At 66.2% G+C, this 15,139-nt stretch carries 17 protein-coding genes; 4 read left to right on the forward strand and 13 right to left on the reverse strand.

The window, feature by feature from the left end:
* Window positions 1-7: 7 nt before the first annotated feature.
* From AB0M74_RS19425 to AB0M74_RS19440, 4 genes are all read right to left on the reverse strand, one after another.
* On the reverse strand, window positions 8-853 hold the full coding sequence (locus AB0M74_RS19425) for a hypothetical protein (RefSeq protein ID WP_366527647.1): 846 nt from the start codon (window positions 851-853) through the stop codon (window positions 8-10).
* Entirely contained in the window at window positions 850-1,401 is a 552-nt protein-coding gene (locus AB0M74_RS19430; RefSeq protein WP_366527648.1) for a flavoprotein, read from the reverse strand. The genes AB0M74_RS19425 and AB0M74_RS19430 overlap by 4 nt, the downstream gene beginning before the upstream one ends.
* Before the next feature lie 76 nt (window positions 1,402-1,477).
* Entirely contained in the window at window positions 1,478-1,702 is a 225-nt protein-coding gene (locus AB0M74_RS19435) for a hypothetical protein (RefSeq protein ID WP_366527649.1), read from the reverse strand.
* Window positions 1,703-2,169: 467 nt separating this feature from the next.
* A complete protein-coding gene (locus AB0M74_RS19440; protein WP_366527650.1) occupies window positions 2,170-2,697 on the reverse strand; it encodes a hypothetical protein in 528 nt (175 codons plus the stop codon).
* Between the two features lie 56 nt (window positions 2,698-2,753).
* Here AB0M74_RS19440 and AB0M74_RS19445 point away from each other — a divergent pair, with 56 nt between their 5' ends.
* Window positions 2,754-3,215, forward strand: coding sequence for a DUF433 domain-containing protein (locus AB0M74_RS19445; protein WP_366527651.1), 462 nt, complete (start codon window positions 2,754-2,756; stop codon window positions 3,213-3,215).
* The gene (locus AB0M74_RS19450) at window positions 3,212-3,415 is read left to right on the forward strand and encodes a hypothetical protein (RefSeq protein WP_366527652.1); all 204 of its coding nucleotides are present in this window, start codon (window positions 3,212-3,214) and stop codon (window positions 3,413-3,415) included. The genes AB0M74_RS19445 and AB0M74_RS19450 overlap by 4 nt, the downstream gene beginning before the upstream one ends.
* Before the next feature lie 11 nt (window positions 3,416-3,426).
* Here the strand turns inward: AB0M74_RS19450 and dmpG are convergent, their stop codons facing one another.
* From dmpG to AB0M74_RS19470, 4 genes are read right to left on the reverse strand one after another with little or no spacing between them, the layout of a single operon-like run.
* Window positions 3,427-4,464: a 4-hydroxy-2-oxovalerate aldolase gene (dmpG, locus tag AB0M74_RS19455; protein WP_366527653.1), complete on the reverse strand. Its 1,038-nt coding sequence runs from the start codon at window positions 4,462-4,464 to the stop codon at window positions 3,427-3,429.
* A 12-nt stretch (window positions 4,465-4,476) separates the two neighbouring features.
* Window positions 4,477-5,388 (reverse strand): acetaldehyde dehydrogenase (acetylating), encoded by a 912-nt coding sequence (locus AB0M74_RS19460; RefSeq protein ID WP_366527654.1) that lies wholly within the window; start codon window positions 5,386-5,388, stop codon window positions 4,477-4,479.
* Between the two features lie 10 nt (window positions 5,389-5,398).
* Complete coding sequence (locus AB0M74_RS19465) at window positions 5,399-6,184, reverse strand: 2-keto-4-pentenoate hydratase (RefSeq protein WP_366527655.1); 786 nt, start codon at window positions 6,182-6,184, stop codon at window positions 5,399-5,401.
* Between the two features lies 1 nt (window position 6,185).
* Window positions 6,186-7,856: an FAD-binding protein gene (locus AB0M74_RS19470; RefSeq protein WP_366527656.1), complete on the reverse strand. Its 1,671-nt coding sequence runs from the start codon at window positions 7,854-7,856 to the stop codon at window positions 6,186-6,188.
* Between the two features lie 105 nt (window positions 7,857-7,961).
* Between AB0M74_RS19470 and kstD the strand changes: the two genes are divergently transcribed.
* Both kstD and AB0M74_RS19480 read left to right on the forward strand, forming a co-directional pair.
* Complete coding sequence (kstD, locus tag AB0M74_RS19475) at window positions 7,962-9,671, forward strand: 3-oxosteroid 1-dehydrogenase (protein ID WP_366527657.1); 1,710 nt, start codon at window positions 7,962-7,964, stop codon at window positions 9,669-9,671.
* 206 nt (window positions 9,672-9,877) lie between these two features.
* Window positions 9,878-10,744: a MaoC/PaaZ C-terminal domain-containing protein gene (locus tag AB0M74_RS19480; protein ID WP_366527658.1), complete on the forward strand. Its 867-nt coding sequence runs from the start codon at window positions 9,878-9,880 to the stop codon at window positions 10,742-10,744.
* Here AB0M74_RS19480 and AB0M74_RS19485 read toward each other — a convergent pair whose 3' ends face one another.
* From AB0M74_RS19485 to AB0M74_RS19505, 5 genes are all read right to left on the reverse strand, one after another.
* Entirely contained in the window at window positions 10,745-11,203 is a 459-nt protein-coding gene (locus tag AB0M74_RS19485) for a hypothetical protein (protein ID WP_366527659.1), read from the reverse strand.
* On the reverse strand, window positions 11,200-12,474 hold the full coding sequence (locus AB0M74_RS19490) for a DUF58 domain-containing protein (protein ID WP_366527660.1): 1,275 nt from the start codon (window positions 12,472-12,474) through the stop codon (window positions 11,200-11,202). The genes AB0M74_RS19485 and AB0M74_RS19490 overlap by 4 nt, the downstream gene beginning before the upstream one ends.
* Entirely contained in the window at window positions 12,471-13,433 is a 963-nt protein-coding gene (locus AB0M74_RS19495) for a MoxR family ATPase (RefSeq protein WP_366527661.1), read from the reverse strand. Before AB0M74_RS19495 ends, AB0M74_RS19490 begins: the two co-directional genes overlap by 4 nt.
* A 118-nt stretch (window positions 13,434-13,551) precedes the next feature.
* Window positions 13,552-14,049: a hypothetical protein gene (locus AB0M74_RS19500; protein WP_366527662.1), complete on the reverse strand. Its 498-nt coding sequence runs from the start codon at window positions 14,047-14,049 to the stop codon at window positions 13,552-13,554.
* Complete coding sequence (locus AB0M74_RS19505) at window positions 14,046-14,990, reverse strand: DUF4129 domain-containing protein (RefSeq protein WP_366527663.1); 945 nt, start codon at window positions 14,988-14,990, stop codon at window positions 14,046-14,048. Before AB0M74_RS19505 ends, AB0M74_RS19500 begins: the two co-directional genes overlap by 4 nt.
* Between the last annotated feature and the right edge of the window lie 149 nt (window positions 14,991-15,139).

The raw sequence follows: 15,139 nt of genomic DNA on the forward strand, positions 1-15,139 counted from the left end.
TGCAGTCTCACTTAAAAATGTCGTTCAGGTCGGCAATTGTGGCGGATACTGTCTCGATGTCCGGCACGTCGGCTCCGAACATCCTGCATGTCTGCTCATAATCGACGAGATGCAGCAATCGCTTCGCGACAGCGACTTCCTGAATGTAGTCATAATCCAGTCCGGCTTCTCTCATGGTCGACCGATGCTCGTCGATCAATGCTGCGGAGAACTCGGCGACCGGATAATCGCTCGGCAAGTGCGCGAGCTCCTGGATTTCTCCGAGCAGATATCCCCAGTCGAGTTCGGGCCGCCCCTGAGCCAGATCCTCCCCGACCATGACGGTGGTGTGGCCGCGAGCGTGGTGGGCTCCGCCGAGCGACGGCGCACCATGGATCACCGTTGCCGCTTCCGTACGGGCGTCACGCACCACCGCGGCCAGATGTCGCCGCAGTCGACCGGAGGTCAGCCGCGCGACAAGACCGTCGGCATCACCGTGCAGATGCTTGCCGAGACGCACGAGCCACGGCGGGCAACTCGGCAGGACGCCCACCGGAGGCAGGCGAACGGCATGAAGCTTCGAAACTACTCCGGCGAGGGCCCGGACGCACTCACGCGCACCACGCTCCTCCGAGATTCCCAGACCGGTGACCCCGTTGCTCGGCACCAGGTAGTCGAGCGAATCGCCGGCCCCGCGGCGGGCTACGCGGCAGTGACGGTCGTCGACGGCCGTCGCGGCGAAGGACAACGCCGCATCGGGTACCGGCACATCGAGCCGTAGATGGGTTATGCGCAGCGTGCTCTGATCGATACGCTCGCGTCTCGCGGCCCGGACGCTGGTCAGTGCGGTAGTGGGCGGGTCCGTCTCGCTCATCGCCCCGGAATCCCCTGTATCGAGAGCGGTGCACACAGTTCGAGGACCTCCGCGAATGCGATGGGCGCGCGACCTGCCGCTGTGCCGAGCGCGAGGCTGTAACCAGGAACTGTATCGACCAAATGGTATTGCTCGTTTTCGGCGAGAAATTCCTGAGCGATACGGAATGCCGGCGACAGTTCCGAACCCGGCGGCAGGGATGGGCAGATGAATATCGGCGCGACGCTGCATTGCAGTGCAAGCATCATAGGTGTGTCGGCTATCCCCGACCGTAGTCGTCCGAGAAAGTTCAAGGTCGCGGGGTACACGATGATCCGGTCAGCCCATTCCGACCATCGGACGTGCAGCGCATCATCTCCATCCCAACTATCCCGGCAAACGACGCGGCTCCCGGACGCGGCACACGCACGCGCGGTGACGAAGGTCTCGGCAGTTCGGCTCAGCACCACCCGAATTTCATCGTCGGGTCGCAATGCCTCGAATGTGATCAGATTGATCGGCGTCAGCGAGCCTGCTGCGGCTCCGGTCACGTAAAGGAGGAATTTCACCCTGTCTCCGATGCTCGATATTCCGGTGCGGCAGATCCTTTCGGATCTGCCGCACCGGATTCACGACGTTACGAACTCAGCAGACTTCTTTGATGGTGTTGACGACGTTCGGCGTACCACCAGCGACAGCGATCGCGCATGCCTGCGACGAGCTCTGCGCGATCAGCGTCGCGCGGATCAATACAGCGGCAAGCCCCGCCGTTGTCGGCGTCGTCGCGGGAGCCGTGGTACCGAATACCGAGGCGGTGTCCATCTCATCGTCGCTGGTGTAGGCCCGGTACGACGTTGCCAAACGAGACATTGTTTCTCCATTGCTGCTAGATATCCGCGAACCGTTCGCGGGTACTTCCCCCGTGATCTCGTGTCCGAAGGAATCTTCTTCAAGATCACGTAATTGGTTGGACGGCAGCGGAACGTGATCGGTTCCAACCTTTCTCGGGGAAAATCGGTCGGTCAGCACGGTCTACGCGCTGACCTGCGAAAACACCAGACGCACAGTACAAAAATATGATGTGGATCACATCTTCTTCGGAATCTCTTGCTGCTCAGGGGTTTCCGTGGAGGTCTCGGTCCAGGCTGATGCGCCACCCCCATCCGCGAAGATCTAGCCCGTTGTAGCCATGAGTGCTACGTGTGGCTACAAAGGAATTACGAAGACGATCACGCAGCGTGAGTTCCGAAATAACTCTGCGGCGGTGATGGACGCGGCCGAGGCCGGCGAGATATTTCGGGTAACCCGCAATGGCCGTCAGCAGTCGATTTCGGCGGTCAGGCGGAGGCGGCGCGGAGGGCGAACCAGCCGTTGGTCGGGTCCGCGTAGCCGTGGTAGAGGAGGGGGATGCGCTGGTCTATTTCGAAGTGGCGGTAGATGGCCAGCATGGCTCGGCGGACGGCGTAGTCCTGGAAGTCGTCGACCCGCCGGGGGCCGATCGGGAGTTCCGGGAGCAATGCCAGGCGCGTCATGTCGGCGGTGTCGGCGGTGTCCAGGCCGATCGGCGCGGGATCGGTGATGAAGTGGTCGTGCAGGATGGCGCGGGTGCGCGCGTAGTCGGGCAGCCGGGCGGAGAAGTCCCGGAACTCCGCATGCACGGAGCTGTTCGGCTCGACCTGGGTTTGGACCAGTTCCATCAAACCGGCATCGAGATACGGGGCCGCGGAAGTGAGCGGCGTCTGCTCCAACAGATGCAGAATGCATCCGCCACGGACCAGCGGCTCCGGAACGAGAAATACCGCCAACGCGGGATCCGCGTACTCCCGGCAGGTCAGACAGACCTTCGTGTGAATCGGATCAGTCATGCGGCCCTCCTCGCGAGAGGCTTCGGCCGCTACTCCGACCCGCAAAGCGACCTCGATTGGGTAACCATCGAACGCCGACCACCGAAGACCACTGCGATCGCCGACACCCGACCAGGCTTGCACTGGCCAGTATAGGAGCCGGGCACCCAAGAGGAAACGCCCTCACCGGGTCTGATCAAGCAGTTGGTGGAGCGTGGTGGACAAGTAGTTCAGCCGACGCAAACGGCGTCGTTGAGCAACCGTTTCATCGGAGCTGTCAGCGGCTGGCCGGTAGAGTAGGGAGCATATCCAGACTGGATCGCATCACTTCGGACCCCGCCGTGTGTCATGGCAAACCAGTGGTGCGGGGTCTGCGCTATCCGGTGGAGATGCTCCTCGAGCTGCTGGCGGCCGGCATGAGCATCGAGAAAATACTCGATGACTATGCCGATTTGGAAACCGACGACATCCTTGCGGTGCTCGAATACGCTTCGATCGTGACTGCCCAGCGGACAACGATCCCGTTCAACGCCGCGTGAAGTTCCTGGTCGATGCACAGCTGCCCGCGAAGCTGGCGGCACTCCTGAAAGTTACCGGCCATGACGACGTGCACATGCTTCAGCTCTTCACCGACCACCTGGACGACGTCGTGACACTGTTGAGCCAGAGCGCAGTCGTCGAGCTGGGTCGCGATCGGCTTGTTGCACATACCGATCGCGACCCATCAGACGAGCGCTGAGCGAACCCGTATCAGGCGGAGACAACCGCCTGTTCGCGCTGGAGTTCCAGAGCGATGTCGATGAGCTGGTCCTCCTGGCCGCCGACCAGCTTGCGCTTGCCTGCGCGAACCAGCATTTCGGCGGCCGAGACGCCGTAGCGCTCAGCTTGGCGTTCGGCGTGCTTGAGGAAGCTGGAGTAGACGCCCGCGTAGCCCATCATGAGGGCCTGGCGGTCCAGCAGGCATTCCTGGGGCATGACGGGGCGGACGACGTCTTCGGCGGCGTCGGCGATGGCGAAGAAGTCGATGCCGGTCTTGATGCCGAGCTTGTCGCAGACACCGACGAAGGCTTCGACGGGGGTGTTGCCCGCGCCCGCGCCGAACCGGCGAGCGCTGCCGTCGATCTGCTTGGCGCCCGCACGGACCGCGTAGACCGAGTTGGCGACCGCGAGGTCCAGGTTCTCGTGGCCGTGGAAACCCACCTGGGCGTCATCGCCCAGTTCCGCGACCAGAGCGGCGACGCGGTCGGAAACCTGTTCCAGGACAAGGGCGCCCGCCGAATCCACCACGTACACGCACTGGCAGCCCGCGTCGGCCATGATGCGGGCCTGCTTGGCGAGCGCTTCCGGCGGCTGGGTGTGCGACATCATCAGGAAGCCGACGGTTTCCAGGCCGAGTTCGCGCGCGAGGCCGAAGTGCTGGATCGAGACGTCGGCCTCGGTGCAGTGGGTCGCGATGCGGCAGATCGAGGCGCCGTTGTCCTGGGAAACCTTGATGTCCTCCTTGACGCCGACACCAGGCAGCATGAGCACGGCGATCTTGGCTTGCTTCGCCGTTTCGGCGGCGATCTTGACCAGTTCCTGCTCAGGGGTTTTCGAGAAGCCGTAGTTGAACGAGGAGCCACCGAGGCCATCGCCGTGGGTCACCTCGATGACCGGAACGCCGGCACCGTCGAGGGCCGCGACGATATTGCGGACATCCTCGCCGGTGAACTGGTGGCGCTTGTGATGCGAGCCGTCGCGCAGCGAGGTGTCGGTGACGCGGATGTCGAGTTCTGCGGAATATGCCATGGTTGGAGCTCCTTACACCCGGGCCGAGAGGATCTGCTTGGCCATGACCTCGCCGACCTGCGTGGCCGCGGCGGTCATGATGTCGAGGTTGCCCGCGTACGGCGGCAGGAAGTCGCCTGCGCCCTCGACCTCGACGAACACCGAAACCTTCGCCATGCCACCGGAAATCACCGACGGCGGATCGAACTGCGGCTCGTTGAGCAGCCGGTAGCCCGGCACGTACTGCTGGATATCGGCGACCATCCGATGGATGGATTCGGCGATGGCCTCGGTATCGGCGTCGTCGGGGATGGCGCAGAAAATGGTGTCGCGCATGATCATCGGCGGCTCGGCCGGGTTCAGGATGATGATCGCCTTGCCGCGCTCGGCGCCACCGATGGTCTCCACGCCACGCGAGGTGGTCTTGGTGAATTCGTCGATATTGGCGCGCGTACCCGGTCCGGCGGAGACCGACGACACCGAGGCGACGATCTCGGCGTAAGCGACCGGCACCACGCGCGACACGGCCGCGACGATCGGGATGGTGGCCTGGCCACCACAGGTGATCATATTGACGTTCGGCGCATCAATATTCGCCCCGAGGTTCACCGGCGGCACCACAGCGGGGCCGACGGCGGCGGGCGTGAGATCGACCGCGCGGATGCCGGCTTCGGCATATCGAGGCGCGGCGGCGCGGTGCACATACGCCGAGGTCGCCTCGAACACGATGTCCGGCAGCTCGGACTGGCCGAGCAGCCAGTCGACGCCCTCGTGCGAGGTTTCCAGCCCCAGCCCGCGAGCCCGCTTCAAACCCTCGCTCTCCGGGTCGATACCGATCATCCAGCGCGGTTCCACCGTGGTGGAGCGCAGCAGTTTGTACAGCAGATCGGTGCTGATATTGCCGGATCCGACGATCGCGGCGGTGACGGTCCCCGTTTCGGACACGGCAGGCCTCCTACTTGAATTGCAAACGAACAGAACCGAGTCCGGCGAACTCGGCATGGAACGCATCGCCGGGGCGGGCGTCGATGGCGCGGGTGCAGGAACCGGGCAGCACGATGTCGCCCGCCTTCAAACGCACGCCGAAACCGGCGACCTTGCGGGCCAGCCACGCCACCGCGATGACCGGATCACCGAGCACCGCATCGCTGCGGCCCTGCGCGACCACCTCACCGTTGCGGGTGAGCACGGCGTCGATGGCCTTGATGTCCAGATCTTTCGGTGCGACTCGCGCCGCGCCGAGCACGAAACCCGCGGAGGACGCGTTGTCGGAGATGGTGTCGGCGAGACCGATCTTCCAGTCCTTGATCCGAGAGTCGATCAGTTCGATGGACGGCGCGTAGGCGACCGTCGCGGCGAGCACATCGGCCTCGGTGCAGTCTTCGCCGGGCAGGTCGGCGCCGAGCACGAAGCCGACCTCGACCTCCACACGCGGGAACAGGTAGCGCGACGCTTCGACCGGAACGTCCTCGAAGACTTCCATGTCCGCGAGGAGATGACCGTAGTCGGGTTCGTCGACGCCCATCATCTGCTGCATCGCGAGCGAGGAGAGCCCGACCTTGTGGCCGACCACCGTGGCCCCGTTGTCGAGCTTGCGCCGAATATTGATCAGCTGGATCTCATAGGCGTCGACGACATCGATATCGGGATGCCTGGCGACGAGAGGGTCGATGGCCACCCGGTCACGCTCGGCGACCTCGAGTTCATCGGCCAATTCGGTTCGTACCGAGTCGGACAGCACGCTAATTTCCTTCCACTGTTGTCGGCTCGGGCACCGCGGCCCGTGCAAGGACCCCCTCGGACGCTGTCGCCCGCGAGCTGGTTTCGCCGCCTGCCGCGAACTTGCCCGCGCGACGGCCGGAGTAGATGCAGTCGGCAAGGGACAATCCGCTGACATAGGAGTCAGAGCAGATTCCGACCGCTGTTCGTCCCGCCGCGTACAGGCCCGGAATATTGTTTCCGGCAGACGATTTCACCGCTCCAGTGCCCTCGTCGACGACAACGCCGCCGAGTGTGAGCATCGGGCACGGGTTGACGACACTCGGCTTGATACCCACATCCAACAACCAGAACGGCCCTGCTCCCACCGTTGTGGTGAATTCGGCCGGCTTGCCGACCGGATCGGGTGTGCCGTTCTCGATGGCGGCATTGTGGGCGGCCACCGTGGCGCGCAAGCCGTTCGCGTCGATACCGGCCCGCGCCGCGACCGCGTCCAGGGTCACGCCGCGCACCGCGCTCCGCCGCATCGCCTCGAACTGTCCACGCTGGAACCAAGCGGATTGGCGACCGATCTGCGAGATGGCGGTGCGCATGAGGTTGTCATCGGCGAGCAGCCAGCCTTTACCACCGTGCTCGGTGATCAGCGCATGTCCAACTGCCGCGCCGTACCTGGTTTCGTCGATCACCCGCTTGCCGTCCGCATCGACCAGCACCGCACCGGTAAACGCGCTGGGCGGCAAGATGAATCGCCAGGCAGAGATATTGCCCATCCGATCGGTCGCCGCGCCGACCTGCTGCGCCATCAGGATTCCGCTGCCGTCGTCGCCGGTAGTGCCGAGGGCGAGGCCGCCGCGGTAGCGCGGCCCATGCTCCTGCAGCATTGCGCGATTGGCGATGAACCCGCCCGCGCTGAGCACCACGCCGCGTCGGGCCTGGATCCGAATGGTGGTGCGGTAGCGGCGATCCATCTTCGCCAGCTGTCGTTCCATGGCTTTACGCAGCGGCGGGTAGTAAATGCCCGGCTTGGCGGCGATTTTCGCCATCCTGGTGTAGCGCTCCCTGATCCGGCCGGGGGCGTCGCGCAGCGTCCGGCATTCGACACCGACCACGCTGCCGTTGTCATCGACGATCAAACGGGTTGCCTGCGTAAGGGTTTCCACCCGCACACCACGCCGGGAGGCCGATGCGGCCAGCGGGCCGGTCAGCTTCTTGCCGGAAGTGCCCCGGCCCTTGACCCGATGTCCGCGCTGTGCGGGCGTCGCGACCTCGCGGCCGTAGCCGGAAACCTCACTGCCGGAGTAGTAGAGGTAGTAGCTGTCGTTCGGATAGGAGGTCTTGTACGGACACAGCGACGCCTCGAACGGCACGCCGTGGCCCTTCAGCCACTCGATCATCGCGGGGCTCTCGGCCACGAAGCGACGCAGTGTCTCGGGTGTGACAGCGGTGCCGACTTCACGCTCGAGGTAGGCGAGCATCTGCTCCGGAGTATCGCGGACACCCGCTTCTTGCTGCACCGATGTGCCGCCGCCCGCGTAGATGATGCCGCCGGACAGCGCCGATGCGCCGCCACCGGCGAACCGCTCCAGTACCAGTACCTGCGCACCCGCGTCCGTCGCTTCCAGCGCGGCCGCCGCACCCGCGGCGCCGTATCCGACCACGACTACGTCGGCGGCCAGGTCCCATTCGAGGCCCATGTACTCCACTCCGGTCCGAAACTGAAACAAGTTTTCCCGACTAATGGAACGCCGAGCAAGTCTTCTGCCACACAACATAGACCAACGGCCGCCCCATTCTATAACGTGTTCTACATGACAGATCGGGAATACGACGTGGTGGTGGTCGGGAGCGGCGCTGCCGGCATGACCGCCGCCCTCGCCGCAGCACACCATGGGCTCAGCGCGGTGATCATCGAGAAGGCCGCGCACTACGGCGGATCGACCGCCCGCTCCGGTGGCGGCGTGTGGATCCCCGGCAACAAGGCGCTGCTCGCGTCCGGGCGGCCCGACGACCGCGAGGTCGCACGCACCTACCTGCACAGCATCATCGGCGACGTGGTGCCGAAGGAACGGATCGATACCTACATCGACCGCGGCGCGGAAGCCTTCGACTTCGTGCTCGATCACACCCCGCTGCAGATGAAGTGGGTGCCCGGCTACTCCGACTACTACCCGGAGGCCCCCGGCGGCACGGGCGAGGGGCGCTCGTGTGAGCCGAAGCCGTTCAACGCCATGATCCTCGGCGAGGAACGATTCGGGCTGGAGCCGCCGTACGCAAAGGCACCGCTGAACGTCGCGGTCACGCAGGCCGATTTCGTGCGCCTGAACCTGATCCGTCGCCATCCGAAGGGCATGATGCGGGCCCTGCGAGTCGGCGCGCGCACCTACTGGGCCAAGTTCACCCGCAAGCACCTGATGGTGATGGGTCAGGCCATCATCGCGGCCATGCGCAAGGGCGTCATGGATGCGAAGGTGCCACTGCTGCTGAACACCCCACTGACCAAGCTCATCGTGGAGAACGGGGTGGTCACCGGCGTCGAGGCGTTGCAGGACGGCGAGCCCGTCACCTTCACCGCGCGCTACGGGGTTGTGCTCGGCAGCGGCGGTTTCGAGCACAACGCCGAGATGCGGACGAAGTACCAGCGTCAGCCGATCACCACCGGGTGGACCACCGGCGCGGCCGCCAACACCGGCGACGGGATCATCGCGGGGATGGAGGCAGGCGGCGCCATCGGCTTCATGGAGGATGCTTGGTGGGGGCCGACCGTGTTCAAGGGCGGCAGGCCGTGGTTCGCATTGGCCGAGCGCAATCTGCCCGGCACCATCATGGTCAACGCCGACGGCAAGCGATTCGGTAATGAGTCCGCTCCTTACGTCGAGGCTGTGCACACCATGTACGGCGGCGAATACGGGCAGGGTGAGGGCCCCGGCGAGAACATCCCCTCGTGGCTGGTGTTCGACCAGCGCTACCGGAACCGCTACATCTTCGCCGGATTGCAGCCTGGTCTGCGGTTTCCGTCCCGCTGGATGGAAAACGACAACATCGTCAAGGCGGACACACTCGAGGAGTTGGCGGCGAAAATCGGCGTGCCCGCCGACACCCTCGCCGCGACTGTCGCCCGGTTCAATACCTTCGCCGAGCTCGGCAAGGACGAGGACTTCGGCCGCGGCGACAGCCACTACGACCGGTACTACGGCGACCCGACCGTGAAACCGAACCCGTGCCTGGCCGGGCTGGTGCAAGGCCCCTACTACGCGGCCAAAATCGTGCCCGGCGACCTCGGCACCAAGGGCGGGCTGGTGACCGATACCGCCGGCCGCGTGCTGCGCGAGGACCAGACCGCGATCGAGGGCCTCTACGCCTCCGGCAACTCCAGCGCTCCGGTGATGGGCCACACCTATGCGGGCCCCGGCGCCACGATCGGACCCGCCATTACCTTCGGCTACCTGGCGGTGCTGGATATCGCCGAACGGAAGAAGCAGCTCTCGGACCAGGCCGCCGCCGAGGCGTAACCGATCGAACGCGGCGTGGCGTCTCACCGACCGGACGGCCCCCTTGCCCGGCCCGAGCCGACGCCGCAGGATCGATCCGAGGCCACCGTCACCGCGAGCGACGGACCGGAGGTCGCCTCGGGTCGACCCGGCAAGGACGCGTCCGACCGAAGGCCGCCTGCACCGGACAGCGGAAGCTGTCCACAAGCACTCACAAGGAGAATTCGATGCCCATCGACCCGCACATCGCACTCGGCGCGGAGCTCCCGAGTCGGGAGTTCGCGTGGACGCCGTCCGACGTGCAGCTCTATCAGCTCGGGCTGGGTGCGGGCACCCGCTGGACCGACCCCGCCGAGCTGCGTTACCTCGATGACCGCGGCCCGCAGGTACTGCCCACCTTCGCGACCGTTGCCGCGACGCTGCACGACACCGAGCCGCCCACGGTGCGGTTCCCCGGCATCGATATCGATCTGGCCAAGGTGGTGCACGGGCATCAGGAGGTCGAGGTGCATCGCCCGATCCCGGCCGCGGGCAAGGCGACCAGCACCGGTCGGATCACCGAACTCTGGGACAAGGGTTCCGCCGCCGTCGTCGTGCAGGAGCAGACCGTCACCGGTTCCGACGGCCAGCCGCTGTGGACCGCGCGCTCGTCCATCTTCGCCAAAGGCGAGGGTGGTTTCGGCGGCGAACGTGGCCCGAGCGCAAAGTCGGTGCTGCCCGAGCGCGCACCCGATTTCGATGTCACCACACCGACGCTGCCGCAGCAGGCGCTGCTGTACCGGATGTGCGGCGACCGCAACCCGCTGCATTCGGACCCCGCATTCGCCCGCGCCGCGGGCTTCCCCAACCCCATCCTGCACGGACTGTGCACCTACGGGATTGTCTGCAAGACCGCGACAGACACCGTGCTCGACTCGGACGCGAGCCGGGTCGCCGGATTCCGTGCGCGCTTCGCCGGGGTGCTCTACCCCGGTGAGACCCTGCGCACCCGAATCTGGCGCGAAGGCACTGAGTTGACCATCGTGGCCACCGTGGTCGAACGCGACGACGCCCCCGTACTCGGCGACGTCACGCTGCGTTTCCTGCCCGCCTGATCAGCCCGCGGCCGTGGCGGACTCATCTCCGGTGCGGCCGCGGCGAGCGGCGAGACCCTGGATTATCAAGGCGTACAACACGATCACCACGATCGGCACCGCTATCGGAGCCCAGGCCAGGCGCAGCGGCAGCAGCGCCGCACCACCGGCCGCGGCGGCGAATCCGACGGCGCCGACCACCGAGGGAACCGTCGTCGGGACCACACCGCTCGGCGCCGACACCGTCGCGGTGTTCAGCAGGTAGGTGGTGGCGACCAATCCCGTCGCCGCGGCGGCCAGCACGCCGGTGTCGGCGGCCGCGAGCACGCCGATCGCCAGCAGCACCGCCGCGACGGCCGCTAACCGAAACCACCAGCCCGCCGCGACCAGTATCAACGCGGGGATCGCTGCCCATGGCGTCATGAGGGTCACCGATGTCACCAGCAGCGCACCGGACAGGACGGCGAGGAAACGGATCATCGGCGCACCCGAACCGTGCGCCGGTGCTCCGGGATCAGCCGCATGACCTCATCGAGGCGCACACCGTCCGGCCACGCCACGATGTCGACGCCGACGGTGCCCATGTCCCGGTACATCGACGTGCGCTCCAACTGCCACATTCTGGCCAGCGTCGGATCGAGATGACCGTGGAAGGGCGTGCCGCGCAGGACATCCACGACGACCACGACGTGCCCGCGCTTGCGCAGATCGATCAGTGCCAGCGCGAACTGGGTGTCGAGCAGGGTGGAGAAGGCGACCACGATGGCGCCGATCGGCACTGCCCCGTGCGGAGCGAGCGTGCCGGTCGTCGGGATGTGCTCATCGCCGACATCGAGCACCGTGTCGACGATCCGATAGAACTGGCGGCGCCCGATATCGGGCCGCAGCCAACGCGGAGACTGGCCGAGGCAGACGACCGCTGTGCGGTCACCGGCCTGCAATGTCGACTGCACCACTTGCGCCGCGCCGCGTACCGACAGCTCCAAGGACTCGGTGGCAGGCCCCGGCGCCTGCTGCGAAGTGTCCACGAGCACAACCACATCCGCGGAACGGTTGGTCAGCCGCTCGGTGACGTAGAGCCTGCCGCGGCGAGCACTCACCGGCCAGTTCACGATCCGCAGCTGGTCGCCCGGGGCATACGCGCGGATATCGGCGTACTCGACGCCGGGACCGTATTTGCGGGTCAGGTGGGTGCCGAGCCGTTCGGGCAGCTCGGTGCGCGGCAGCCGCATGCGCTGCGGATCGGTGATCGGATAGACGAACAGCTGACCGGCGGGCACCACCGCGGAGGCCACCGACAGTCCCGCCGGGCTGAGCGCGGAAATCCGTACCGCCAGCGGATACCGACCCCAACGGTCGGCCGTCAGCGCCATCCGCAGCCCGGCGGGAGCCGTCCCGGAATCAATCGCCTCCTCGACCTCGATCCCGAGTCTTTCCACCGGTTCCGGCTTGCAACGCAGCAGCGCGTGTCCGGTCTCGACAAAGGCCGCGACCGTCAGCACGACCTCCTCCGTCTCGAAACACCGCAGCGTCCCACCGCCGTCGACCAGGACCCGGGTCGGCGACTGCTGCCAGGGCGCGGTGGCGAGCACGCCGAGCAGCGGCGCGGCGAACACCACGAGCTGCCAGCGGCCCGATACCACCGCGAGCAGCAGGGCCGAGGCCGCGCACACCGCGAGCATGAAAACCAATGGCGCAGGCCGCCATTGCAATTCGACCTCAACGGTCGTGCTCGCGTCGCGATGTCTCATGTCACCGAAGCGCGTGGAACCGGAAGACGGCGCAACAGCTCGCCGATGACGTCCTCGCCGCGGATGCGGCGCACCCACATCTCCGGGCGCAGCGTGATCCGGTGCGCCATCGCCGGAATCGCCAGCGCTTTCACATCCTCCGGGATCACATAGTCCCTGCCGAGCAGCAAAGCTCGCGCCCGCGACATCTGCACCAGGTCGAGCTCGGCGCGCGGGCTCGCACCCACCTCCACCTGCGGATGCCCGCGGGTGGCTGCCGCGAGCGCGACAACGTAGCCGACCACGTCGGGGTGCACCGTGACGAACTCCACCGACTGCCGCATTTCCAGCAGCCCGTTCGCGTCCACCACCTGCCCGACCGTCGGCGGTATCGAGCCACGCTCCAAACGGCGGCGGATCATCTGCGTCTCGTCGTGCTCGGAGAGATAACCGAGCCGCAGCTGGATCGCGAACCGGTCCAGCTGCGCCTCCGGCAGCGGATAGGTGCCCTCGTACTCGATCGGATTGTCGGTCGCTAGCACAACGAAAGGCTGTGGTAGTAAATAGGTTTCGCCATCCAAACTGACCTGCCCCTCGGCCATGGCCTCCAGCAGCGCCGCCTGCGTCTTCGGCGGCGTCCGGTTGATCTCGTCGGCGAGCAGCAGATTGGTGAACACCGGCCCACGCCGGAAGGTGAACCGGCCCGAGGTCATGTCGTAGATGGTCGACCCGAGCAGATCCGCGGGCAACAGGTCCGGCGTGAACTGCACGCGGGTAAATTCCAGCCCGAACGCGGCGGCAAAAGATCTGGCGATGAGCGTTTTGCCGAGACCGGGTAGGTCCTCGATCAGGACATGGCCACCGGACAAGACGGCGATCATGATCAGCTGCAACTCGTCCCGCTTGCCGACGATGACCCGGGACAACTCCCGAAGCACCGCTTCGCTGCGCTGGACGGTCGCGTCCATCGGCATCGTCATGTGAATTCCCGCACTTGCCTCAACCCATTCATTCTCTATACATGGTGTTCAATTTGGGCATGATCGAGGCCCTGCATGGTTGTGCACACAGCCCCCTCCGGGCCTCCCTTCGCCGGCATTACATCCCCTGTAGCCGACGCAGAATCTCATCGAGCACCTCCCGCCCAGGTGCGCGAGTCGTCTGATCGCGCAAGGCCGAGTTGGCCGGATCCACCCAGCGCCACAGTTCCGGGCCGAACTGCACTATTCCGGCGGCCTCGGTCGCCCTGCGGTTTTTCGCGACCCGCAGACCGGTGGACAACTCGAACTCCTTGGCCAGCAGCGGCCGCAGGTGCCGATCCCATTCGGCACGGGTCCCCTCGGCCCGGTCGGCGAGCATCTCTGCCCTGGCGTGCCAGTGGTACAGCATCTCCGCAGGGCCGTTCTCGATGGCGTCGGTGTCGATGTGGTCGCGGTGCGCAGGCTTGGCGCGCAGCGACCAGATCAGCTGGAAAAGCGCGAGCGCGACCGGCACTCCGGCGAGCATCAGCATGGCTTCGCGCGCCTTGCCGAAGGTGACGAGCTCGATCAGCACCACGACCGCTGCCGCGCCGAGCACGACTCCCCTGCGATTCATACCCGCACCTCACCTTGCAGATCGGCGAGCACAATGCGCAGCAGCTGTTCAGCGCGCATCCGCTGCCATTCGAGCATCGAGTGCGGGCTGAATCTGGCCTCCTCGAACAGTGCGACCAGTTCCCGTGCGGACGCGTCGTGCAACGCACCGCGTTCGAAGGCGCGCGCCAGCACCTCCATCGGGGTGTCCGACGCCAGCGGCGCGGCGGCGCGATCGAAGGACAGGCCGTGCTCCATAGCGACGTAGCAGGCGATGATCGCGGTCCGCGGATCCTGGCCCGGCGCGTTCATCGCGGCGAGGCCCATCTCGGCCGCCCTCGCCAGTGAACCTGCCTCGGTCGGCGCGGCCTGGGCAGGTGGCGGTACCACCGCAACCGGTCTGCGCCGCACCGCCACCGCGACCACCACCAGGCCGATGATGGCGACGGCGACCAGCACGATGGCCGCGACCGTGGCCACCAGCAGCGCGGTGCCGGTCAGCTGGGAGGCAGACCCGGACGGATCGGCGGGTGTGGTGACAACTTGTTCGGTCGGTTCGGCGGAGCCGGTGGCGGGCGGCGGCCGCTCGGTGCCGCCGTCACGGCCGACACCGACGAAGATGACCGCGGAGGCCGCCGCGACCACCAGCGAAAGACCTGCCAGCGCGGCAAGCACCAGCATGCCGAACCTCCCGAGCCGTCCCGGCCTGCGTTCGACGACACGATCCGACACCGGCATAGCCAGCGGAAGTCGATGCTGACTTGCGATTACGCCGGCGATCAGAATGACGATCGAGACGGTCAGCAGCACCGGCATCAACGCCACCGCCAGCGCCGACGGCATCGATCGGGGCTGCGCGGACCCCGCCGCGCCCGGGATGTGCCCATGTAACGCGATCGTGGCAAACGCAACCAGCGCGATCAGCACGATCACGCGCAATATCGGCGTTCGCGCCCCGGCCACTTGGTTACCGCCACCTCTGAGTACTGCAGAAAACAGCCACATAGTTACATGCCGAGCGGTCCGCTCGAGCGCGAATCGAATACTTAGGACTTGCTTCTGTTTATCCGCGGCACCCAGCTCCAGCCCGATCGGCGTGGGGCTATCGGCAC

This window comes from Nocardia sp. NPDC051463 (assembly GCF_040681975.1).
Lineage (GTDB): Bacteria > Actinomycetota > Actinomycetes > Mycobacteriales > Mycobacteriaceae > Nocardia.